Source organism: Micromonospora sp. CP22 (assembly GCF_009712475.1).
GTDB lineage: Bacteria > Actinomycetota > Actinomycetes > Mycobacteriales > Micromonosporaceae > Micromonospora.
In genome coordinates this window covers 75,511-95,654 of the sequence record NZ_VCJO01000003.1, presented here as the reverse complement: position 1 = coordinate 95,654, position 20,144 = coordinate 75,511, and the positions used below count along the sequence as shown (strand labels likewise).

Annotated in this window: 18 protein-coding genes and 5 tRNA genes; 12 read left to right on the top strand and 11 right to left on the bottom strand. The window is 70.9% G+C overall.

What is annotated here, in order from left to right:
- Positions 1 to 181: 181 nt before the first annotated feature.
- Positions 182 to 3,127, top strand: coding sequence for a glycoside hydrolase family 9 protein (locus FF096_RS06405; RefSeq protein WP_155215495.1), 2,946 nt, complete (start codon positions 182 to 184; stop codon positions 3,125 to 3,127).
- A 120-nt stretch (positions 3,128 to 3,247) separates the two neighbouring features.
- Here FF096_RS06405 and FF096_RS06400 read toward each other — a convergent pair whose 3' ends face one another.
- The 3 genes from FF096_RS06400 to bioB are packed head-to-tail and all read right to left on the bottom strand — an operon-like array spanning position 3,248 to position 4,961.
- Positions 3,248 to 3,757, bottom strand: a complete 510-nt coding sequence (locus FF096_RS06400) for a GNAT family N-acetyltransferase (RefSeq protein ID WP_155215494.1) — start codon at positions 3,755 to 3,757, stop codon at positions 3,248 to 3,250.
- Positions 3,758 to 3,759: 2 nt separating this feature from the next.
- On the bottom strand, positions 3,760 to 3,960 hold the full coding sequence (locus tag FF096_RS27230) for a hypothetical protein (RefSeq protein ID WP_155215493.1): 201 nt from the start codon (positions 3,958 to 3,960) through the stop codon (positions 3,760 to 3,762).
- A 5-nt stretch (positions 3,961 to 3,965) separates the two neighbouring features.
- Positions 3,966 to 4,961, bottom strand: a complete 996-nt coding sequence (gene bioB / locus FF096_RS06390; protein WP_155215492.1) for a biotin synthase BioB — start codon at positions 4,959 to 4,961, stop codon at positions 3,966 to 3,968.
- 178 nt (positions 4,962 to 5,139) lie between these two features.
- On the opposite strand from bioB, the gene FF096_RS06385 reads away from it, so the two are divergent.
- On the top strand, positions 5,140 to 6,276 hold the full coding sequence (locus FF096_RS06385) for an 8-amino-7-oxononanoate synthase (protein WP_309222793.1): 1,137 nt from the start codon (positions 5,140 to 5,142) through the stop codon (positions 6,274 to 6,276).
- Positions 6,273 to 7,001: a dethiobiotin synthase gene (bioD, locus tag FF096_RS06380; RefSeq protein WP_155215491.1), complete on the top strand. Its 729-nt coding sequence runs from the start codon at positions 6,273 to 6,275 to the stop codon at positions 6,999 to 7,001. Before FF096_RS06385 ends, bioD begins: the two co-directional genes overlap by 4 nt.
- Positions 7,002 to 7,022: 21 nt before the next feature.
- Here the strand turns inward: bioD and FF096_RS06375 are convergent, their stop codons facing one another.
- On the bottom strand, positions 7,023 to 8,216 hold the full coding sequence (locus FF096_RS06375; protein ID WP_309222792.1) for a cytochrome P450: 1,194 nt from the start codon (positions 8,214 to 8,216) through the stop codon (positions 7,023 to 7,025).
- Between the two features lie 9 nt (positions 8,217 to 8,225).
- Entirely contained in the window at positions 8,226 to 8,894 is a 669-nt protein-coding gene (locus FF096_RS06370; RefSeq protein ID WP_155215490.1) for a methyltransferase, read from the bottom strand.
- A 176-nt stretch (positions 8,895 to 9,070) separates the two neighbouring features.
- Between FF096_RS06370 and FF096_RS06365 the strand changes: the two genes are divergently transcribed.
- The gene (locus tag FF096_RS06365; RefSeq protein WP_309222791.1) at positions 9,071 to 9,982 is read left to right on the top strand and encodes a hypothetical protein; all 912 of its coding nucleotides are present in this window, start codon (positions 9,071 to 9,073) and stop codon (positions 9,980 to 9,982) included.
- Positions 9,983 to 10,070: 88 nt separating this feature from the next.
- Here FF096_RS06365 and FF096_RS06360 read toward each other — a convergent pair whose 3' ends face one another.
- Both FF096_RS06360 and FF096_RS06355 read right to left on the bottom strand, forming a co-directional pair.
- Positions 10,071 to 10,646: a TIGR03086 family metal-binding protein gene (locus tag FF096_RS06360; RefSeq protein ID WP_155215489.1), complete on the bottom strand. Its 576-nt coding sequence runs from the start codon at positions 10,644 to 10,646 to the stop codon at positions 10,071 to 10,073.
- Between the two features lie 96 nt (positions 10,647 to 10,742).
- Entirely contained in the window at positions 10,743 to 11,345 is a 603-nt protein-coding gene (locus FF096_RS06355) for a TetR/AcrR family transcriptional regulator (protein ID WP_309222790.1), read from the bottom strand.
- A 175-nt stretch (positions 11,346 to 11,520) separates the two neighbouring features.
- Here FF096_RS06355 and FF096_RS06350 point away from each other — a divergent pair.
- The 5 genes from FF096_RS06350 to FF096_RS06330 all read left to right on the top strand — a co-directional run bounded on the left by FF096_RS06350 (position 11,521) and on the right by FF096_RS06330 (position 13,731).
- Positions 11,521 to 11,593 (top strand) — tRNA-Gly (locus tag FF096_RS06350).
- A 34-nt stretch (positions 11,594 to 11,627) separates the two neighbouring features.
- Positions 11,628 to 11,698, top strand: a tRNA-Cys gene (locus tag FF096_RS06345).
- Between the two features lie 11 nt (positions 11,699 to 11,709).
- Positions 11,710 to 11,784, top strand: a tRNA-Val gene (locus FF096_RS06340).
- Positions 11,785 to 11,917: 133 nt separating this feature from the next.
- Complete coding sequence (locus FF096_RS06335; RefSeq protein WP_309222789.1) at positions 11,918 to 12,514, top strand: PadR family transcriptional regulator; 597 nt, start codon at positions 11,918 to 11,920, stop codon at positions 12,512 to 12,514.
- The gene (locus FF096_RS06330) at positions 12,511 to 13,731 is read left to right on the top strand and encodes an FAD-dependent monooxygenase (RefSeq protein ID WP_155215487.1); all 1,221 of its coding nucleotides are present in this window, start codon (positions 12,511 to 12,513) and stop codon (positions 13,729 to 13,731) included. Before FF096_RS06335 ends, FF096_RS06330 begins: the two co-directional genes overlap by 4 nt.
- A 54-nt stretch (positions 13,732 to 13,785) precedes the next feature.
- Here FF096_RS06330 and FF096_RS06325 read toward each other — a convergent pair whose 3' ends face one another.
- Entirely contained in the window at positions 13,786 to 14,028 is a 243-nt protein-coding gene (locus FF096_RS06325; protein ID WP_309222788.1) for a DUF6458 family protein, read from the bottom strand.
- A 154-nt stretch (positions 14,029 to 14,182) separates the two neighbouring features.
- Between FF096_RS06325 and FF096_RS06320 the strand changes: the two genes are divergently transcribed.
- Both FF096_RS06320 and FF096_RS06315 read left to right on the top strand, forming a co-directional pair.
- Positions 14,183 to 14,255 (top strand) — tRNA-Gly (locus tag FF096_RS06320).
- A gap of 39 nt (positions 14,256 to 14,294) precedes the next feature.
- Positions 14,295 to 14,369: transfer RNA gene (locus FF096_RS06315), tRNA-Val, on the top strand.
- Between the two features lie 202 nt (positions 14,370 to 14,571).
- On the opposite strand, the gene FF096_RS06310 is transcribed toward FF096_RS06315, so the two are convergent.
- The 3 genes from FF096_RS06310 to FF096_RS06300 form a co-directional block, all read right to left on the bottom strand.
- Positions 14,572 to 15,240: a polysaccharide deacetylase family protein gene (locus FF096_RS06310; RefSeq protein ID WP_155215486.1), complete on the bottom strand. Its 669-nt coding sequence runs from the start codon at positions 15,238 to 15,240 to the stop codon at positions 14,572 to 14,574.
- 101 nt (positions 15,241 to 15,341) lie between these two features.
- Positions 15,342 to 16,535, bottom strand: coding sequence for an endo-1,4-beta-xylanase (locus tag FF096_RS06305; protein ID WP_155215485.1), 1,194 nt, complete (start codon positions 16,533 to 16,535; stop codon positions 15,342 to 15,344).
- Between the two features lie 429 nt (positions 16,536 to 16,964).
- On the bottom strand, positions 16,965 to 18,587 hold the full coding sequence (locus tag FF096_RS06300) for a glycoside hydrolase family 43 protein (RefSeq protein WP_155215484.1): 1,623 nt from the start codon (positions 18,585 to 18,587) through the stop codon (positions 16,965 to 16,967).
- Positions 18,588 to 18,838: 251 nt separating this feature from the next.
- Here FF096_RS06300 and FF096_RS06295 point away from each other — a divergent pair, with 251 nt between their 5' ends.
- Entirely contained in the window at positions 18,839 to 20,134 is a 1,296-nt protein-coding gene (locus tag FF096_RS06295) for an extracellular solute-binding protein (RefSeq protein ID WP_155215483.1), read from the top strand.
- The last annotated feature ends 10 nt before the right edge of the window (positions 20,135 to 20,144 follow it).

The window sequence follows — 20,144 nt, the reverse complement described above, 5'->3', positions numbered from 1 at the left end:
GGCGGGTACGGCGAGGCTGGTCTTCACAAAGCGGTGACCGGAGCATTACATTGCTGACTATCCATGGGAGCGCTCCCGGTCCTGTTTGGAGCCACCTCGCCACCACCGTCGGCAGCCCGTTCCACCCGACCTGGCCTTGCCTTTGTCGACGCTGCCGGCCACGCATCGACAGGAGTCGTCCATGCACGAACCGACCCGGCCGGGCCGCTCCGGCGGTCATCGAGACCGGCCGGACCAGCCTTGGCCGCACCGCCGTTCCGACCAGCCCTGGCCCCGCCGGATGTTGGCCGCCGCCACCGCCCTCGCCGCCGGTCTGGCGCTTGCCGTCGGGGTACCCGCGACCGGGGCCGCCGCCGCGCCGACGTCCGGCGCCGAGGCCGCCGCCGCAGCACCGGACTTCAACTACGCCGAGGCGCTGCAGAAATCACTGCTGTTCTACGAGGCGCAACAGTCCGGGAAGCTGCCGGACTGGAACCGCGTCTCGTGGCGCGGCGACTCGGCGCTCCGTGACGGTTCGGATGTCGGGCTCGACCTCACCGGCGGCTGGTACGACGCCGGTGACCACGTCAAGTTCGGCTTCCCGATGGCCTTCACCACCACCATGCTCGCCTGGGGCGCGGTCGAGTACCGGGCCGGCTACGCCGCCTCCGGCCAACTGACCCACCTGCTGAACAACCTCCGGTTCGTCAACGACTACTTCGTCAAGGCGCACCCGTCGCCGAACGTCCTCTACGGACAGGTGGGCAAGGGCGACGACGACCACAAGTGGTGGGGTCCGGCCGAGGTGATGCAGATGGCGCGGCCCGCGTACAAGATCGATGCGAGCTGTGGCGGCGCGGACCTGGCGGGGGAGACCGCCGCCGCGATGGCCGCCTCGTCGATGGTGTTCCGACCGACCGACGCGACCTACGCCGACAAGCTGCTCACCCACGCGCGGCAGCTCTACACCTTCGCCGACAACGTGCGCAAGAGCTACCACGAGTGCATCACCGACGCCACCAGCTTCTACCGCTCCTGGAGCGGCTACCAGGACGAACTGGTCTGGGGCGCGATCTGGTTGTACCGGGCCACCGGTGACGCCGCGTACCTGGCCAAGGCGGAGAGCGAGTACGACAAGCTCGGCACCGAGCCGCAGACCGACACCCGCTCGTACAAGTGGACCGTCGCCTGGGACAACAAGCAGTTCGGGGCGTACGTGCTGCTGGCGAACCTGACCGGCAAGCAGAAGTACATCGACGACGCCAACCGGTGGCTGGACTTCTGGACCGTCGGCGTCAACGGCGAGCGGGTGCGGTACTCGCCCGGCGGGATGGCGGTGCTCGACTCGTGGGGCGCGCTGCGCTACGCGGCCAACACCGCGTTCGCCGCGCTGGTCTACAGCGACCAGACCACCGACGCGACCCGTAAGGCGCGCTACAAGGACTTCGCCGTCCGGCAGATCAACTACGCGCTCGGCGACAACCCGCGTAACTCCAGCTACATGATCGGCTTCGGCGCCAACTCCCCGAAGAACCCGCACCACCGCACCGCGCACGGCTCCTGGTGGGACAGCATGACCGTGCCCACCGAGACCCGGCACGTCCTCTACGGCGCACTGGTCGGTGGGCCGTCCTCGCCGAACGACGCGTACACCGACAACCGGTCGGACTACGTGATGAACGAGGTCGCCACCGACTACAACGCCGGCTTCACCTCCGCGCTGGCCCGGCTCACCCAGGAGTACGGCGGCACCCCGTTGGCCAACTTCCCGGTGCCGGAGCAGCCCGACATCGACGAGCTGACCGTGGAGACCACGGTGATGCAGAACGAGACCCGGGCCACCGGGCTCAAGGTCATGATCTACAACAAGTCGGCATTCCCGGCACGGGCACTGACCGACGCCAAGTTCCGCTACTACTTCCGCCCCGACGGCACCGGCCCGGTCACCGTCACCCCCGGCTACACCCAGGGCTGCCCAGCGCCGTCCACCGCCCAGCAGGCCAGCGGTGACCTCTGGTACGTGGAGGTCGACTGCACCGGGCACACCATCGCACCGGCCGGCCAGTCACAGCACCGGATGGAGGTGCAGTTCAAGGTAGGGGTGCCCGAGGGCGGCACCTGGAACACCGCCAACGACCCGTCGTTCCAGGCCACCGCCGGGCCGAACCGCAACGTGCCGCTCTACGCCGGCGGGGTGCGGGTGTGGGGTGAAGAGCCGACGTCCAGCGCGGACACCACCCCGCCCACCACCCCCGGTACGCCGGTCGCCTCCGGGCTCACCTCCCGCTCGGTGAACCTGACCTGGGCGCCGTCCACCGACACCGGCAGCGGCATCGACAAGTACACCGTCAGCATTCAAACGATCGGCAGCGACGCGATCATGCTGCGCGACACCGCCACGAACTCGTTGACGATCGACGACCTGACGCCCGCCCGGACGTACGTGTTCGGCGTGTACGCCCTGGACAAGGCCGGTAACCTCTCGGCCATGTCGCCGACGGTGACGGTGACCACCCCCGCCGTCGACGACGGCGACACCACACCGCCGACCGCACCGAGCAACCTGACGGTCTCGGGCATCACCACCTCGGGCGCGACCCTGAGCTGGTCCCCGTCGACGGACAACGTGGGCGTGACCGGTTACCGGATCTACCACACCCTGCTGGTTGATGTGCTGGTCGCCACGGTCACCGGGACCACGTACACGGTGACCGGGCTGGAGCCGGAGACGCGATACAACTTCTACGTGGTGGCGATCGACGCGGCCGGCAACGCCTCGCCGCCGTCGGAGTCGGTGACGGTGACGACCTCGGCGCCGCTGCCGACCTCGCCCTGCCGGATCGCGTACGGCGTCAACGACTGGGGCAGCGGATTCACCGCCAGCATCACGATCACCAATACCGGTACCTCGGCGATCAACGGCTGGACGCTGGCGTTCACCTTCCCGCACGCCGGACAGCGGGTGGGCCAGAGCTGGTCGGCCGACTTCCAGCAGAACGGCACGTCGGTGACCGCGACGAACCTGTCCTACAACGGCAACCTGGCACCGGGGGCGTCGACCAGCATCGGCTTCAACGGTACGCACACCGGCAGCAACCCGCCGCCGACGAGTTTCACGCTCAACGGCTCGACCTGCACCATCGCCTGAGATCTCCACGGCTGAGCCGCTCGCCGGGCCGGGGCTGCCCCGGCCCGGCGAGCGGGGCGTCGGGTATGGCCCGACGGCCGCTGGTCCCCGGCTGGTCAGCAGGTGAGGCGTCGGCAGCGGTCAGTCGCGCAGGTCGTCGGCGAGGAGATCCATCAGCAGGCCGTCGTGCCAGCGGCCGTCCTCGCCCCGCTCGTAGCGGCGCATCACCCCGACCGTGCGGAACCCCACCTTCGCGTACGCCCGGATGGCGGCGGTGTTCGACGCCGCCGGGTCGATGGTGAAGCGGTGGTGGCCGTGGACGTCGATCAGGTGCCGGACGAGGACGCGGATGGCGTCCCCGGCGAGGCCGGCGCCGCGTACCGCAGGATCGAGGAAGATGTCGATGCCGGCGTGCCGGTAGTCCGGGTCGTCCTCGGCGTGCCAGTGGATCGCGCCGATCACCCGGTCGCCGTGCTCGATGGCGTACACCGAGACGCCCTCGTCGGCGAGGTCCGCCTCGACGGCGGCGACCAGGTCGTCGCCGCCGCGCCACCAGCGGCGGACCTCGGGCGTGGCGCGGATCGCCGCCAACGTGGGCACGTCCTCGGCGGTCGCCGGTCGCAGCGTCACCCGCTGTCCGCGCAGCTTCATGCTCAACCTCGTGATTCGCCGTGCTCGACGCAGGTCGCCGTCCAGCCGCCCGGCAACACCTGCACCTTCATCCGGCGTCGACAGTGGGTGCAGTAGCGCGGTGGCTCCCAGGACCGGGCCGCCGCACAGCTGTCGTGCTCGCCGGCCGTGGCGGCTTCGCCGCACCGGTCACACCACGTGCCCGGCGGCCTGCGGTCGCCCATCGGCGTCACAGGGTCGCCGACAGCGCCTTGACCGGCATCTTCAGCTCGTCGAGCAGTGTGAGGTCCTCGGTGGCCGGGCGACCGAGGGTGGTCAGGTAGTTGCCGACGATCACGGCGTTGATGCCGCCGAGCAGTCCATCACGGGTGCCGAGGTCGCCCAGGGTGATCTCCCGGCCGCCCGCGTACCGCAGGATGGTGCGCGGCATGGCCAGCCGGAAGGCCGCGATGGCCCGCAACGCGTCCTTGCCCTCCACCACCGGACGGTCACCCAGCGGCGTGCCGGGCCGAGGGTTGAGGAAGTTCAGCGGCACCTCGTGCGGGTCGAGTTCGGCGAGCTGCGCGGCGAACTCGGCCCGCTGCTCGACCGTCTCGCCGAGGCCGAGGATGCCGCCGCAGCAGACCTCCATGCCGGATTCGCGGACCATCCGCAGGGTCTCCCAGCGCTCCTCCCAGGAGTGGGTGGTGACCACGTTCGGGAAGTACGACCGGCAAGTCTCCAGGTTGTGGTTGTAGCGGTGCACACCCATGTCGACCAACTCGTCGACCTGCTCCTGGGTGAGCATGCCGAGCGAGGCGGCGACCTGGATGTCGACCTCAGCCTTGATCGCGGCGACGCCCTCCCGCATCTGCTTCATCAACCGGGCGTCCGGACCACGGACGGCGGCGACGATGCAGAACTCCGTCGCCCCGGTCGCGGCGGTCTCCTTCGCCGCCTTCACCAGCGACGGGATGTCCAGCCAGACGGAGCGCACCGGTGAGGTGAACAGGCCCGACTGGGAGCAGAAGTGGCAGTCCTCGGGGCAGCCGCCGGTCTTCAGCGACACGATGCCCTCGACCTCGACCTCCGGGCCGCACCAGCGCATCCGCACCTCGTGGGCGAGCTGGAGCGTGGCGGACAGGTGCTCGTCGGGCAGGTTCAGCACGGCGAGGACACCGGCCTCGTCGAGACCGACGCCGTTGTTCAGCACCTGGTCCCGGGCCTGGTCGAGGATCTCTGGCATGGCTCGTACCCTACAAGGCCACTTCGCGGGCGGTAAACGAGCGCGGACGGGCGGCTCGTACCTGCGCCCGGGTGGCGCGGCGAGCCTCGCCACGCCACGCCGGGAGAGGCACGGCGGGTGGTAACTTCGCCCGGCGGAAGCGCCTGACGGCGGGAACCGGTGGGGGAAGGGACCTGGGGTGGCGGACTGGCTGGCGGCACTGGACCGCCGTGCCGCGCTGCGGGCGAAGGCGGGACTGACCCGTCGGTTGCATCCGCGCGCCGCCACCGATGTCGTGATCGACCTGGCCGGCAACGACTACCTGGGCCTGGCCGCGCATCCGGAGGTGATCGCCGCCGCCAGCGGAGCCCTCGCCGCGTACGGTCTGGGTGCGACCGGCTCACGACTGGTCCGTGGCTCCACCGAGGTCCACCACAGCCTGGAGGAGACCCTCGCCGAGTGGCTCGGCACCGACCGGTCCCTGGTCTTCTCCTCCGGCTACCTGGCCAACCTCGGCGCGATCCGCGCGCTGGTGCGTCCCCGGACGTTGCTGGTCTCCGACGCGCACAACCACGCGTCGCTGATCGACGGCTGTCGGATCTCCGGTGCGGAGACGGTGGTGACCCCGCACGCCGACGTGGCGGCGGTCGCCGCCGCCCTCGCCGCCGCCCCGGGCCGACCGGCGGTGGTGGTCACCGAGTCGGTCTTCTCCGTCGACGGTGACCTTGCCCCGTTGGCGCGGCTGCACGCCGTCGCCCGCGAGCACGGCGCGTTGCTGCTGGTCGACGACGCGCACGCGCTGGGCGTGACCGGCCCGGCCGGTGCCGGCGCGGTGGCCGGGGCGGGGCTGGCCGGGGCCCCCGACGTGGTGATCACCGCAACCCTGTCCAAGGCGCTCGGCGGCGCCGGTGGGGTGGTGGCCGGTCCCGCAGAGTTCGTCCGGCACCTGGTGGAGACCGCGCGTACCTTCATCTACGACACCGCCCTGCCACCCGTGGTGGCGGCCGGGGTGCAGGCCGCCGTCGGGCTCGCCCGCACCGGTGCCGGGCTCCGCGCCGAACTGGCCGAACGGACCGTCCTCGCGGTGGATCGGCTACGCGCGGCCGGCCTGGAGGTCTCCGGTGCCGACGCGGCCGTCGTCTCGGTCACCGCACCGGGGCCGGATGCGGCGACGGCGTGGGCCGCCGCCTGCCGGGACAGGGGGGTGGCCGTCGGCTGTTTCCGCCCGCCGTCGACCCCCGACAGCCGGTCGAGGCTGCGCCTGACCGTCAGCGCCGGAGTGCCGCGGGTGGACTTCGAACACGCCCTGGAGGTCATCGTGGAGTGTGCGCCATGACGGATCAGTGGCGTGGACCGGTGCTGGTCACCGGCACCGACACCGAGGTCGGTAAGACGGTGGTGACCGCGGCGATCACGGCTGCGGCCCAGGCGGCGGGACTGCGGGTCGCGGTGGTCAAACCGGGCCAGACCGGCACGGCCACCGGTGACCCCGCCGATGTCGAGACCGTCACCCGGCTGGCCGCGCCGATGACCGGGCGTACGCTGGCCAGCTTCCCGGACCCGCTCGCGCCGCTGGCCGCCGCCCGGGTGGCCGAACTGCCACCGTTGGAGCTGTACAACGTGGTCGACGCGGTGCGGGAGGAGACGGACAAGCACGACCTGGTGCTTGTCGAGGGGGCCGGTGGGCTGCTCGTGCCGATGGGGCTGCGGCCCTCGGGGGAGCCGTGGACGGTGGCCGACCTGGCCGTGTCGCTGGGCGCCTCGGCGGTGGTGGTGGCCCGCGCCGGGCTGGGCACCCTCAACCACACCGCGCTCACCCTGGAGGCCCTGGAGCGGCGGGCCGTACCGTCCGGCGTGGTGATCGGCGCCTGGCCGAACGACCCCGAGTTGGTGCACTGGGCCAACCTCGCTGATCTGTTGCCGAACCTGCTCGGCGCGCTGCCCGCCGGGGCCGGGTCGATGGACCCGGGAGTGTTCCGGCGTTCCGCGCCGGGCTGGCTCACCCCGGCGCTGTACGGGGTCCTCGACGACTGGCGGGCCTGGGCCGACGAGACCGGCTGAGGCAGGTCCCGACGGGGTGGCTCAGCGCCGCACCACGAAGGTGTCAGGCATCCGGAAGGTGAGGTTGTCCGGGTACCAGGGTGCGCGGAGCACACGGACCCCGGCCAGCAGCGGGGCCACCTCGGTCACCACCGTCGCGGCCTCCATCCGCGCCAGTTGGTCGCCGACGCAGCGGTGTGCTCCCGCCCCGAAGGCCAGATGCCGGCGCGACCCGCGTTGGCCGGGTCGGAACTCGTCGGGTGCGTCCACCACTGCCGGGTCCCGTCCGGCGCGGGCCAGCCAGAGCACCACACTGCTACCCGCCGACACCGCCGTACCGCCCAGCGTGGTGTCCACGGCGGCGACCCGCCGCCAGGTGACGATCGGTGGTTCCAGGCGTAGCCCCTCCTCGACCACGTCGGCGACCGCGACCGAGCCGTCCCGCAGCCCGGCGAGCACGGCCGGTTCGCCGACGAGGCGGTGCATCAGCAGGGTGAGGAACTGGGACGTGGTCTCCTGACCGGCGACCAGCAGGAAGAACAGCGCCCCGACCACCACGTCGGGTGGGTGCCCGGCGGCCCGCAGCGCCCCGGCCAGCCCGCCGCCGGTGGCCGCGAACTCGCGCAGCACCCGATGGAAGCGACCCACCTCGACGGCGAGCTGCTGCTGCCGGTCGACGTCCAGCGGGGCCCAGAACAGTTCCAGGGCCGCGCGGGCGAAGGTCTTGACCGCCGTGACCGGGGCGTCGGGCAACTCGACAAGGCGGGCCAGGACCAGCAACGGCAGGTCGGCGGCGAGCCCGGCGTACAGGTCGACCGGTCGGCCCGCGTCCAGGTCGGCGGTCAGCCCGGCCACCCGCTGGCGGACCAGCGCGGTCAGCCAGTCCCGCTGGTCGGCCACCCGCTTCGGGTGCAGCGCGTCGGCGACCAGGGCACGAATCTCCGGGTGGCTCGCCCCACCGTTGTTGGCCAGCGTCGGCGGCAGCCGGAACCGGTGCGCGGCGAGGATCCGCAGCGCGGACACCGGCATCGGGGTCACCGCGTCCAGGGCGTTGTCGGGCCGGAACGTGCCGGGGTCGGTGAGCACCCGCCGGACCAGGGCGTGCCGGGTCACCAGCAGGTGCTCGACGCCCACGTGGTCGGCGACCCGGGCCACGTCGGGCCAGTGGGGGAGAGCGCCACCGGCCCCGGTGCCTGCGCTCGTCGTCGGGACCTGCTCCCAGCTGCGGAACAGCACGGCGTCACGCTAGTCGGCGGCCTCCGCACGACCGGCGCGCAACCGCCACACCGTGGTGCGCTTCACCCGTACGCTCTCCAGGGCCACGCTGACCGGCACGTCGTAGGCGGCGAGTTCGTCGAAGCGTTCCCGAGGTAGGAAGGCCCGCCCCGGGTCACCGACCAGCACCGACGCCCCGCCCCGGGCGGCGCGCAGCAGGAACCGCAGGACCCGGTTGGCCATCGCCCCGCTGTAGAAGACGTCACCGGCGAGGACGACCTCGGCGTCGCCCGCGTCGCCGTCGAGGATGTCGCCGAGTTCGGCGTCGACGCGTACCCCGTTGGCCTCGGCGTTGAGTGCCACGGCCGCGACGGCCAGGTCGTCGACCTCCACCGCGCGGACGCTGGCCGCGCCGGCCCGAGCGGCGGCGATGGCCACCAGGCCGGAGCCGGAGGCCAGGTCGAGCACCCGGCGACCGGCGACCGTCTCCGGATGGTCGGTGACGTAGCGCGCCAGGGCCTGGCCACCGGCCCAGGCGAAGGCCCAGAACGGTGGCGGCCGGTCGCTGCGGAACTCGCCCTCGGTCAGCTCCCACAACCCGATCGGCTCGTCCGCCTGGTGCAGCCGCACCTCGGGTACGAAGGCGACGGGCGTGAGCCGGGCGTGTAGCCGGACGAAGGCGGCGGAGAGCGCGGACATCGGTTGATTGTCCCCCGCCCCGGTGCACGGCGTGTCGCGGGTGATCCGTTACCGGTTCAATACCGTACGTGAAATCGGGCATCTCGCTTCACGGTCCATGCGAACACGCCCGTCTACCGGGTGGCCTGCCGCGCTCCTAGCGTTGCGACTGGAGGCAACCGACGGGAGGACGGATCGTGAAGAGGCTGTGGCGTTACACGCTACGGATCGGGGTGGCACTGGTATGTCTCACCGGGGTGGACGTGACCATGGCCGCGCCGGCGCACGCGGCGTTCGCCACCGAACTCGGCGGTCTGCCGGACCGGTTCACCGCCGGTGGGCGGGCGGTGACGGTCTCCGCGGTGGTGTCGCGGACGGACCGGGGTGACTGCATCAAGGTGCGTTGGTCGATGGTGCTGGCTGTGCAGGGGCTGCGCCTGGACCAGGTGCGGGTGGACCGGATCGAGGAGACCGGTTCGTTCCCGGTGGAGGTGCGGATCGACGGTGACGCGGCCAGGTTGACCGACCGTCAGCTCGACCCGGGCACGCTCTGCCCGGGGCGTACCGTCACCGCCCAGTACCGGATCGCGTTCGCCCGGGACGTCGACCGGGGCCGGGTGAGTATCGCCGCCGAGGCGTACGACCGGAACCTGCGGTTGCTGTCGCGTCAGACGGCGACCCGTGAGGTGGTGGGCCGGGGCGTCGAGGCTCGCCCCACGACCGCGTCGCCCACCCCGTCCCAGGTGCCGACGGTGGATCCGACGGAGGAACCCGTCGAGGTGCCAACGGTGGATCCGACCGAGGAGGAGGACGATCCCGCCGATGACGCGGGGTACGCCGGTGGGGCGGCCGATCCACCGGCCGCCGACGCGGCGGGCAACCGGTTGTCGCAGACCGGCACCGGGCTCGGGCTGACCGAGGTGGCGTTCCTGCTCGGTGGTCTGCTGCTCTTCCTCGGTGTGGGTCTGCTGCTGCGACTGCGGCAGCTCACCCGTGAGCCGGAGGCCGCGACCGACGCGGTCGGCCCGGCGCCCGGACGGTGGGACCGGCCGGGCGGCCCGCGCAGTCGGTGGCGGACGGTACCCCGCGACGGCGGTTACCTGAGTTGACCCGGGCCACGGTGGGGGCGGTCAGGCCGGCCCCACCGTGGCGGTGGGTCGGTCCCGGCCGGGGCGGTGCGGCCCCACCCGTGGCGGGTCACGGTGCCCAGTCGGGGTCGCGGCCGAACGCGGCCAGGAGCCGATCCTGCTCGCTGACCCCGGCGGGCAGTTCGACCTCGGGTTCGACGAGCCCGTTACGTCGGTAGTCCGCCATGCGGTGGGAGTACCAACGGGCCACCTCGGCGACCGCGTCGGCGTCCGTCGAGGGGTCCGCACCGATCGCCACCGCGAGGTCCCAACCGTGCACGAGGTGTTCGGCCAGCAGTTGGCGCAGGTACTCCTCGACGGGGATGGCACCGGCCGAGGTGTGCACGGTGCGGTCCAGGGCACCCGGGCTGGTGGCGGCGACCTCGGCCTGCGACGCCGCCTCGCGGGCGGCCGCGATCGGGTCGGCGCCGAGTTGGTCGCCGTCGTAGCGGTCACCGACCTCGTCGAGGGTGCGCCCGGCCAGCAGCGGCACGCTCCAGCGTTCCTCGCTGACCACGTGGTTGACCAGTGCGCGGACGTCCCAGCCGGGGCAGGGGGTGACGGCCGACCATTGCCCGGGGTGCACCTGCTCCACCCGCTCGGTGAAATCGGCCAGGCTGCGCCGGTATGTCTTCAGCAGCTCCATGCGGCCCTTGTTCCCGTCGCTGGCGTGGGTAACCGCCGGGATCCGGTGGCGTGGGCAACTTCCGGCGAACGTGCCCCGGTCGGCGCAAGGCCCCGGCTACTCCAGCTGGGCCGGGTCCAGCCCCAGCTCGCGGGCGGTCACCAGGCGTACCCACTCGGCGAACTGCCGACGGGAGATCACCCGGTCGTGTACCGCGAGCTGCACCGCGAGGCCGTCCATCACGGCGCTGATCCGCCAGGCCGCGCCGGCCGGGTCGGTGCAGACGAAGACGCCCTCACGGACCCCATCGGTGATCACCGAGGCGAGGTCCTGCCGCCAGCGGAGGTCCAGCTTGCGGGAGACCTTCTCCAATTCGGGGGTACGCAGGGACTCCGCCCAACCGTCGATCCACATGGACCAGGAGGTGGCGCGCCCGGTGGGGGTGTAGAGGCGCAGGATCCGCCGGAGCTTGGTCAGCGGCGGGGCGTTGGACCGGGTCACCGCGTCGAGCCGGGCCAGATCCTGTTCGACCGCGTACGCGAAGGCCTGGGCGAGCAACCGCTCCTTCGTGGCAAAGTGGTAGAAGACCAGCGCCTGGCTCACCCCGGCGGCCTGCGCCACATCCGCCGTGCGGGTGTTCGCCAACCCGCGTTGCCCGATCACGTCACATGCGGTGCGCAGCAGGGCATCCAGGCGGATTTCCGCCGCACGTCTCGTCACGCTCGTCACCGTATCCGATCGAGCCGGATACGGCCCGTCACCAAACCCCTGTTGATCTGGCTCTCCAGAGTCGGAAGCCGGACAGTTTCCGGCTCGCCGGGGTGGGAGCCCGATTTGGCATCCGTTCGACCGCTCGGCTAGAGTTCTCATCCGTCACCGGGAATGCCCGGGGCGTGCGGACGTAGCGCAGTTGGTAGCGCATCACCTTGCCAAGGTGAGGGTCGCGGGTTCGAGTCCCGTCGTCCGCTCGGAGCTGCCGCCACGCGTGACGGGGGCAACCTCGGTGGGGTGGCCGAGAGGCGAGGCAACGGCCTGCAAAGCCGTGTACGCGGGTTCAAATCCCGTCCCCACCTCGGAACAGCAAGGGCGATTGGCGCAGTGGGAGCGCGCTTCCTTGACACGGAAGAGGTCACTGGTTCAAACCCAGTATCGCCCACCATCAAGATCCAACAGACAAGGCCCGTTACCGGAGATCCGGTGGCGGGCCTTTCTCGTGTCTCCATGTCGTCTCGGACCGGGTTGACGGCTCCATAGTCAGTCCTGGATAGTCAGTGCTGACTAAAGGAGTTGTGGTGGAGCGACGCCGGAGAGTGCCCAACCCGCTGGCCCTGGCCGTGCTGGCCTGGTTGCTGTGGGAGCCGATGCATCCCTACGAGTTGGGTCGACGCCTCAAGCAGACCGGCAAGGACCGGCACATCCGGTACACCCGCAGCTCGCTCTACATGGTCATAGAGCAGCTCGCGCGGGCCGGTTTCGTCACCGCCCAGGAGACGGTCCGGGACAGCGCCCGACCCGAGCGCACGGTGTACGCGATCACCGAAGCGGGCCGGCACGAGGTGCACGACTGGCTGCGCTCCCTGCTCGCCCAGCCCCGCGAGGAGTACCCGCACTTCGCCGTCGCACTGTCGTTGCTCAGCCTGCTCCCGCCCGACGAGGCGGTCGAGGTGCTGCGCCGCCGGTCGGCGGCGCTGGCCGGCCGGATCGAGGAGACCCGCACCACCGTGGACGAGGCCCGGGCCGACGGCGTCGCGTGGATCTTCCTGGTCGAGGAGCAGTACTCGCTGGCGCTGCTGGAGGCGGAGCGCCGGTTCGTCATCGAGTTGATCGAGTCACTGAAGCAGCCGGACTATGCGAAGTCCTGGCAGGAGACCATGGGGGGCCGCACATGACTGCCGTCCGAACCGCGCTGGTGATCGGCGGCGGGATCGCCGGCCCGGTGACCGCGATGGCGCTGCGTCGCGCCGGGATCGAGGCCACGGTGTGCGAGGCGTACCTGGCGTCGGCCGAGGGGAGCGGGGTGACCCTGACCCTCGCCCCCAACGGGCTGGCCGCGCTGCGCTGCGTCGACGCCGAGCAGTCCGTCGAGGGCGTCGGCCTACCGATGCGACACACCGTGGTCACCGACGGCGGCGGGCGCCGCATCGGCGCCTTCCCGCACGTGGCGGTGGAACCGGTCACCCTCGGACTGTGGCGGGACGACCTCGCCCGGGTGCTCCGGGAGCGGGCCGAGGCGCAGGGCGTACGCATCGGGTACGACAAGCGGCTGGTCGATGCCGAGCAGCACGGGGACGGGGTGCTCGCCCGGTTCGCCGACGGCTCCACCGCCAGCGCCGACGTGCTGGTCGGTGCGGACGGCATCCGGTCCCGGGTGCGTACGCTCATCGACCCGCAGGCCCCCGGGCCGCAGGTGCTGCCCCTGCTGAACCTCGGCGGCGCGGCCCGGTACGCGGTGCCCGACGCCGAACCGGACGCGATGTACTTCGTCTTCGGCTCCCGGGCCTTCTTCGGCTACTGGGTGCAGCCGGACGGCCGCACCGCCTGGTTCGCCAACGTGCCGGACCGTCGGCCGACCAGCTACGCCGAGGCGAGCCGGATCCCACGGCAGCAGTGGTTGCACCGGCTGCGGGAGGTGTTCGCCGACGACGTGCCGGCCGGGCAGGTGCTCGCGCACACCGAGCCGGACGACCTGGTGGCCATCGGGTCGATCGAGAGCATGCCGTCGGTGCCGCGTTGGCACGGCGGCCGGATGGTGCTGGTGGGCGATGCGGTGCACGCCCCCTCACCCAGCTCCGGTCAGGGGGCGTCGTTGGCCGTGGAGAGCGCCGTGCAGCTGGCCCGCTGCCTGCGGGACCACTGCGAGGTGTCGGCCGCGTTCGAGGCGTACGAGCGGCTGCGCCGCAGGCGCGTCGAGCGGGTGATCCGGCGAGGTCGGCAGACCACCTCCACCAAGACGGTCGGCCCGATCGCGAAGCGGATGATGCGGCTGATGATGCCGTTGGCGTTGCGGACGTTCCTCGATCCGGAACGCACGCTCGGCCCGGAGCAGCGATACCGGATCGACTGGGACGCGCCGGTCGCCACGGAACTGACCGCCGGGCGCCCCTGATCCGGCGTGCGGCGGTCGACGGCCACCCTCCGGTGACCGTCGACCGCCCACCGGTCACAGCGGCGGTGCGACGTCCCGGCGCTCCTCGACCCGGCGGTACTCCACCGGCTCGTCGGTGGTGGCGACCGTCTGGCGACGGCGGCCCCAGACCAGCGTCGTCATGATCAGACCGAGTACGCCGGCGGCCATCAGGATCCAGCCGACGACGTCCAGGTCGAGGCCACCGATGCTGGCGTTGACCGCGAAGGTGAGGATGGCGCCGAGCGCCAACAGAAAGATGCTGGTGCCGATACCCACGACAGCCTCCTTTGTCCGGGGGTGCGGTGTGCTGTCGAGAGAGGTCTGTACCCGGGGGATGAGCGGCGCAATCACGTACCTGCCGGGGGCGGCACTCCCCGCGATCTTGTCATCGGGTAGAGTTGCCTGCGTCGCCGGCACTGCCCGGGGGCATGCGGACGTAGCGCAGTTGGTAGCGCATCACCTTGCCAAGGTGAGGGTCGCGGGTTCGAGTCCCGTCGTCCGCTCGCAATCCGGCCGCACCTGTGGGTGCCGCCGATCACCACGGGCGATTGGCGCAGTGGGAGCGCGCTTCCTTGACACGGAAGAGGTCACTGGTTCAAACCCAGTATCGCCCACCATGTTTCGCGAGGCTGGCCCCGCCGGGCGCGATCGCGCCGGGTTCGACGGGCCGCACGCGGCCACACAGACACTCGATTCCGTGCCTGGGCGCGCGGCTCGGGAATGTCGCTCAGGCACGCGACAGTCGACGGTAGCTGTGCGGCGGTCTCGGCCGCACAGCTGAGCCGGTGGTCTCGACGGGCGGCAGCGGGTCGGGTGCCCTCAGCGCGCGTCCGCGCCTGCGGGCAGCGCGAAACGCCAACCCTCCGCGCGCAGTTCGGGGATGGCCCGGTCGACGGCGTCGACGGTCTGGCTGCGGTCACCGCCGCCGTCGTGCAGCAGTACCACCGCACCGGGTGCGACACCCTCGACGAGCCGCCGCAGCAGTTCGTCCGTGCCGGGTGTCTCCCAGTCCATCACGGCCAGCCGCCAACCCATCGGCCGCATCCCGAGCGCCGTCGCCACGCCGGGGGTCTGACCCCAGGCGCCGTACGGTGCGCGGAAGTAGCGGACCCGGACGTGCGGTACGGCGTGCCGGATGACCGCGTTGGTCTCCAGCAGGTCCGAGGCGATCCGGCCGGCGGCCCAGGTGCTCATGTCGTCGTGGTGCATGCTGTGGTTGCCCAGCGTGTGTCCGGCCGCGACGATCCGGCGCACCAGCTCGGGGTGCTCGATGACACGGTCACCCTGCACAAAAAAGATCGCCTGGACGCGGTGTGCGGCCAGGACGTCGAGGAGGTGTGGGGTGTGTTCCGGGTGTGGGCCATCGTCGAAGGTGAGACAGACGGTGTGGTCGGCGCCGATGACCTCGGTCGGTCGTACCGGTGGCGGTCCGGCGCCCAACCCGGACGCGGCACGCGGTGGGCGTAGGGGATGGGTTGTGGACGTCATCGGTCGGACCTCCCGCTTTAGGTGGGCCGTGTGGGGCGGTTGACCGCCCCACACGGCCCGCTGGTGGTGGTGGATGGCTGGTCCGCCCGCCGTGACGAGGGTCAGCGGCGGGGCTTGGGTGCGATGCGGGGCAGGACGTACGGCGGGCCGGCGAGGATCAGGTCGGACTTGATCTCGTGGTAGGCCAGCTTGGGCTGGTAGTTCTCATCCATGATGGTGGCCAGGCCCTCGGGCGGGTCGCTGAACCAACCCGGCACCCAGGAGTGCTTGTCGCTGAAGCCCCAGACGGTGTACGAGAGGCAGCTGCGGACGGCCAGGCACGCCTTCATCAGCACGCTGTGGTTGGCGGCCGAGGCCTGCAACCTGGGGTTGATCTCCTCGGAGTTGCCGTCCTGGACGGCTTCGGTCATCTGGCTGCGGACGTCGACCTCGGTGAACGCGGTCGCCACCCCGAGCGCGGTGAACTTCTTCAACGCCTCGGTCACCTGGAAGGTGCTGAAGTTGCCGTACTGGGTGCCGAGGTGGCCCTGCGCGCCGACGCCGTCGATCGGTACGCCCTGGGCGCGCAGCCGCTTGACCATGTCGTAGACGAACTGGGTCTTGTCGTCGGCGGGGTTGCCGGAGCCGAACGCCTCGATGTTGTAGTCGTTGTAGAACAGCAGCGCCTTGGGGTCGGCGGCGCGGGCCCACCGGAAGGCGTCAGCGAGGTAGCCGGGGCCGAGGTGCTCTGCCCAGAAACCCTTGTAGTGCAGGGTGGGTGGGTTGTCCCACGGGTCGCTGACCGCCTCGTTGACGACGTCCCACTGCCAGACCTTGCCCTTGTAGCGCTTGACCACGGTGGTGATGTGCTTGCGCAGCAGCTCGCGCAGCTCCTGCTTGCTGATGGAGCCGTCGGCGACCCCGTCGGTCAGCCACTGCGGGAGCTGGTTGTGCCAGACGAGCACGTGTCCGCGTACGCTCTGCCGGTTGCGCTTGGCGAACTCGACGAGCTGGTCGGCCGGACCCCAGTTGTAGGTGCCACGGGTGGGTTCGAGGCTCTCCCACTTCATCGCGTTCTCGGCGGTGACGGAGACGAACTCGGATGCGGTGATCTTGCGGTACTCCGGGTCGGCCTTGTCGTTGAGGGCGTCCATGCTGACCGCGGTGCCGATCTGGAGGCCGTGGCGCAGGCCGAGAGCGCCGAGGGTCTGCGCGGTCGGGTCGTACGGCCGACCGGCGGTGGCCGGCACCATGTTCAACGTCGCCGCGGTCACCACGGCGACCGTGCCGACGGTCATCCACCGTCTCAACTTCATCTGCAGTCCTCTCGATCTCCGATCGACAGATGTCGATCATGAAGTGCAGGTTCCGGGCCGGTGCTGAGCAGGTCGGAGGCGGTACGAGGGGCGGTGGCCGGTCGCGAGCGGTCGCGGAAGCCACCGATATTTTTCCGGATGTCGATCGGTAACTTGGCCGAAACGTTAGGGCCATCGATGCCCCCCGTCAACCTCGAAAAATTCCGGAAGTTGCCCGTGTGCACTGCGGGAACGTCCGGATTCGAACCGGAAACTTCCGGATCCATCCCCGCGTTTGTGGCGGTCGGTCAACCTCCCGACACACCTTGTGAACGAGGCCGGGCCGGCTCGCTCCCGAGGGTTCCGTGACGGGTTCGAGCCGGCCCGGGTCAAGGGCCCGCGACAGCGGGTGGGTCGCCCCGACGGTCGTGCGCCGCCGGGCCGACCGGATCAGTGTTCGAGATAGGTGGCGTAGTCGAAGTCGGCGTAGCGGCCGTCGCCGCCGATGTCCTGCACCCAGATGCCGAGCAGGGCGCCGGTGAAGCCCCAGGCCGCCGGTTCGCCGTCGACGATCCGGGCCGCGTGTTCGTCGGAGAGGATGGTGGTGTCCAACTCCACCGGCAGGTCCTGCCAGCCGTCACCCAGGTCGTACGCGAAGCGTAGCGCCGGGCCGTCGAAGGTGACCCGCAGGCCCACCCGCAGTCGGCCTCCGGTGTCGACGGTCAGCTGCGGGTACGCGGTGCGGTGCCCCCCGTCGCAGGTGAGCAGCTCCAGCACGGCCCGTCCGTCGTCGGCGCGGGTCAGGTAGAGATGGTGCCAGTTCTCGGTGTTGTAGTAGCCGGTGATCCCCGCCAGGTGCCGGTGGTCGCCCGGGTCGAACTCGACGAGGGTCTCCAGCGAGCAGCGGACCGCTCCCACCGGCCGCGCCACCAGGCTCGGGGTCTGCTTGCCGACCGGGGACTGGCCGCCGTACACGCGCAGGTGCGACGGGCGGGAACGCAGGTCGATCCAGTCGTCCGTGGCCGGCCGGCGCAGCGTCGACCAGCCGGGGCCCAGTTGGGGGGCGTCGAAGTGATCGGTGGTCGGCTCGTCGGGCCACGGATGGGCCGGCAGGTCCGGGGCCGGGATCTCGTCGGCCGGAACCCGGCCGGGAACGCACGGCCAGCCGCCCGGCGACCAGTCCACCTTCTGGATCGCGGTCTCCCGGCCGAGGACGCAGTTGCCGAGCGGACTGTAGGGGCGGGCCACCAGGTGGGCCAGGTACCACTCGCCGCGCTGGGTGCGGACCAGGCTGCCGTGGCCGGCCTTCTGCAACGTCAGGTCGGGCCGACCCACCGAGGTGATCAGTGGTCCGGCCGGGTCCACCTCGTACGGTCCGAACAGGTCCCGTGACCGGGCGACGGTGACCTGGTGTTCCCAACTGGTGCCGCCCTCGGCGGTGACCAGCCAGTACCAGCCGTCGTGGCGGTAGATGTGAGGTCCCTCGGTCAGCCCCGCCTCGGTGCCGGTGAAGATGATCCGGGGTCGTCCGACCAGTTGCCGCTTGACCCGGTCATACTGCTGAATCTCGATACCACCGAAGCGGTCGCGGCCCGGCCGCCAGTCAGCGCTCATCGCCAACAGCCAGGAGGTGCCGTCGTCGTCGTGGAACAGCGCGGCGTCGAAGCCGTGCGAGTGCAGCCGTACCGGGTCCGACCACGGTCCCGTGATGGTCGGCGCGGTGGTGAGGAAGTTCTGCGCGTCCCAGTACCCGCTGGCGAAGCTGGCGACATCGCTGTAGACGAGGTGGAACAACCCGTCGTGGTACGTCAGGTCCGGCGCCCAGATCCCGTTGGAGTCGCCGCAGCCGCGCAGGTCGAGCAGCCGTCGTTCGGTGATGATTCCGCCCAGTTCCCGCCAGTGGACGAGGTCCTTCGAGTGGTGCACCCGGACGCCGGGGTACCACTCGAAGGTCGAGGTTGCCAGGTAGTAGTCGTCGTCGACCCGCAGAATGGACGGGTCCGGATGGAAGCCGGACAGGACGGGGTTGCGGATCGACCGGCCGATAGCCACGTCTGCGATCTCGGTCGACATGTTCGACTCCTTCAGGTCACGATCCCGGTTTCTTCCCGGAAATACTCCGGAAGTGCCAAGATTGGGCTCACGGTATCGGCTGGCGTCCGCTCGCGACACCCCCTTGACCGGCGACGTAGGGCCGTCGTAACGTGCCCGCAATCATCTCGAAAATATCGGTATCGAAGCGAAACTTGCGATCCCGTTTTCATGGCCGCCGCCGATCGCGGCGGTGTTCCCTCCGCGCATCACGCCTCCCGAAGGGATGAACCATGACATCGCACCTCTCCCGCCGGTCGCTGCTGGGGCTGGCCGGCGCAGGCGCCGGCGCGCTCCTGCTCGGCGCCTGCGGGGATGGGGACAGCGGCGCTTCCGCAAGCCCGCAGAAGATCAGGTGGTGGCACGTCCAGGACGCCGAGCCGATGCTCAGCGTCTGGGCTGATATGGCACGGCAGTACGAGAACGCACACTCCAACGTCACGATCGATGTGCATCCGCTGGAGGTCGAGGCGTTCAAGACCAAACTGAACGGCGCGGTCGAGGCGGCCATGCCGCCGGACCTGTTCCAGTCATGGGGTGGCGGCGCACTGCGACAGCAGGTCGAGGCCGGTCTGGTCAAGGACATCACCGGCGAGGTCCAGGGATGGATCGGGCAGCTGCTGCCCGCCTCGTTGCAGCCGTACACGGTCGACGACAAGATCTACGGCATCCCGTTCGACATCGGCATGGTCGGCTTCTGGTACAACCGGGACCACTTCGCCAAGGCCGGTATCGAGACGCCACCGAAGACCTGGGGCGAGCTGCTGGAGGCGGTCACGAAGCTCAAGGCCGTCAACATCGCCCCGATCGCGCTCGGTGGCAAGGACAAGTGGCCGGGTCACTACTACTGGGCGTACCTGGCGATGCGGATCGGCGGGCTGGAGGCGCTGCAGGCCGCGGCAGAGGACAGCAACTTCAACACCCCGGTCTTCATCGCCGCCGGCGAGCGCCTGCGGGAACTGGTCGAGATGGAGCCGTTCCAGAAGGGCTTCCTGCGCGCGGAGTACGGGTCCGAAACCGGGCAGGCCGCGACGATGGGCAACGAGGACGCCGCCATGGAGCTGATGGGCCAGTGGGCCCCGTCGGTGCAGGCCTCCTCGTCGAGCAGCAAGCGTGGCCTCGGCGACCGGCTCGCCTTCTTCCCCTTCCCGGCGGTGGAGAACGGCAAGGGCTCGGCCACCGACGCGTTCGGCGGCGGAAACGGCTTCGTGGTCGGCCGCGACGCGCCGGCCTCCACGGTTGACTTCCTGCGGACGCTGCTGCAGGCGAGGAACCAGCGGCGGGCCGCCCAGACCGGTGCGGTGCTGCCCACCAACCAGGCCGCGGCCGGTGGCATCAAGGACCTGAACAACCAGGTCGTGGCGGCTAACCTCGGCATCGCGACCGGCTTCCAGCTCTACCTCGACCAGGCGTACCCGCCGGCGGTGGGTCAGCAGGTCAACGAGAGCGTGGCCGAGCTGATCGCCGGCAAGAAGCGGCCGGACCAGATCGTCAAGGACATCACCAGGGTCGCGAAGAAGCAGAAGTAGCGGGTGTGCC

What these genes read in the sequence shown, in the direction of transcription:
- FF096_RS06405 (WP_155215495.1), top strand. Translation starts at nt 182, where the DNA reads ATGCACGAACCGACCCGGCCGGGCCGCTCCGGCGGTCATCGAGACCGG.
- FF096_RS06400 (WP_155215494.1), bottom strand. Translation starts at nt 3,757, where the DNA reads ATGAAGCTGCGCGGACAGCGGGTGACGCTGCGACCGGCGACCGCCGAG.
- FF096_RS27230 (WP_155215493.1), bottom strand. Translation starts at nt 3,960, where the DNA reads ATGGGCGACCGCAGGCCGCCGGGCACGTGGTGTGACCGGTGCGGCGAA.
- bioB (WP_155215492.1), bottom strand. Translation starts at nt 4,961, where the DNA reads ATGCCAGAGATCCTCGACCAGGCCCGGGACCAGGTGCTGAACAACGGC.
- bioD (WP_155215491.1), top strand. Translation starts at nt 6,273, where the DNA reads ATGACGGATCAGTGGCGTGGACCGGTGCTGGTCACCGGCACCGACACC.
- FF096_RS06370 (WP_155215490.1), bottom strand. Translation starts at nt 8,894, where the DNA reads ATGTCCGCGCTCTCCGCCGCCTTCGTCCGGCTACACGCCCGGCTCACG.
- FF096_RS06360 (WP_155215489.1), bottom strand. Translation starts at nt 10,646, where the DNA reads ATGGAGCTGCTGAAGACATACCGGCGCAGCCTGGCCGATTTCACCGAG.
- FF096_RS06330 (WP_155215487.1), top strand. Translation starts at nt 12,511, where the DNA reads ATGACTGCCGTCCGAACCGCGCTGGTGATCGGCGGCGGGATCGCCGGC.
- FF096_RS06310 (WP_155215486.1), bottom strand. Translation starts at nt 15,240, where the DNA reads ATGACGTCCACAACCCATCCCCTACGCCCACCGCGTGCCGCGTCCGGG.
- FF096_RS06305 (WP_155215485.1), bottom strand. Translation starts at nt 16,535, where the DNA reads ATGAAGTTGAGACGGTGGATGACCGTCGGCACGGTCGCCGTGGTGACC.
- FF096_RS06300 (WP_155215484.1), bottom strand. Translation starts at nt 18,587, where the DNA reads ATGTCGACCGAGATCGCAGACGTGGCTATCGGCCGGTCGATCCGCAAC.
- FF096_RS06295 (WP_155215483.1), top strand. Translation starts at nt 18,839, where the DNA reads ATGACATCGCACCTCTCCCGCCGGTCGCTGCTGGGGCTGGCCGGCGCA.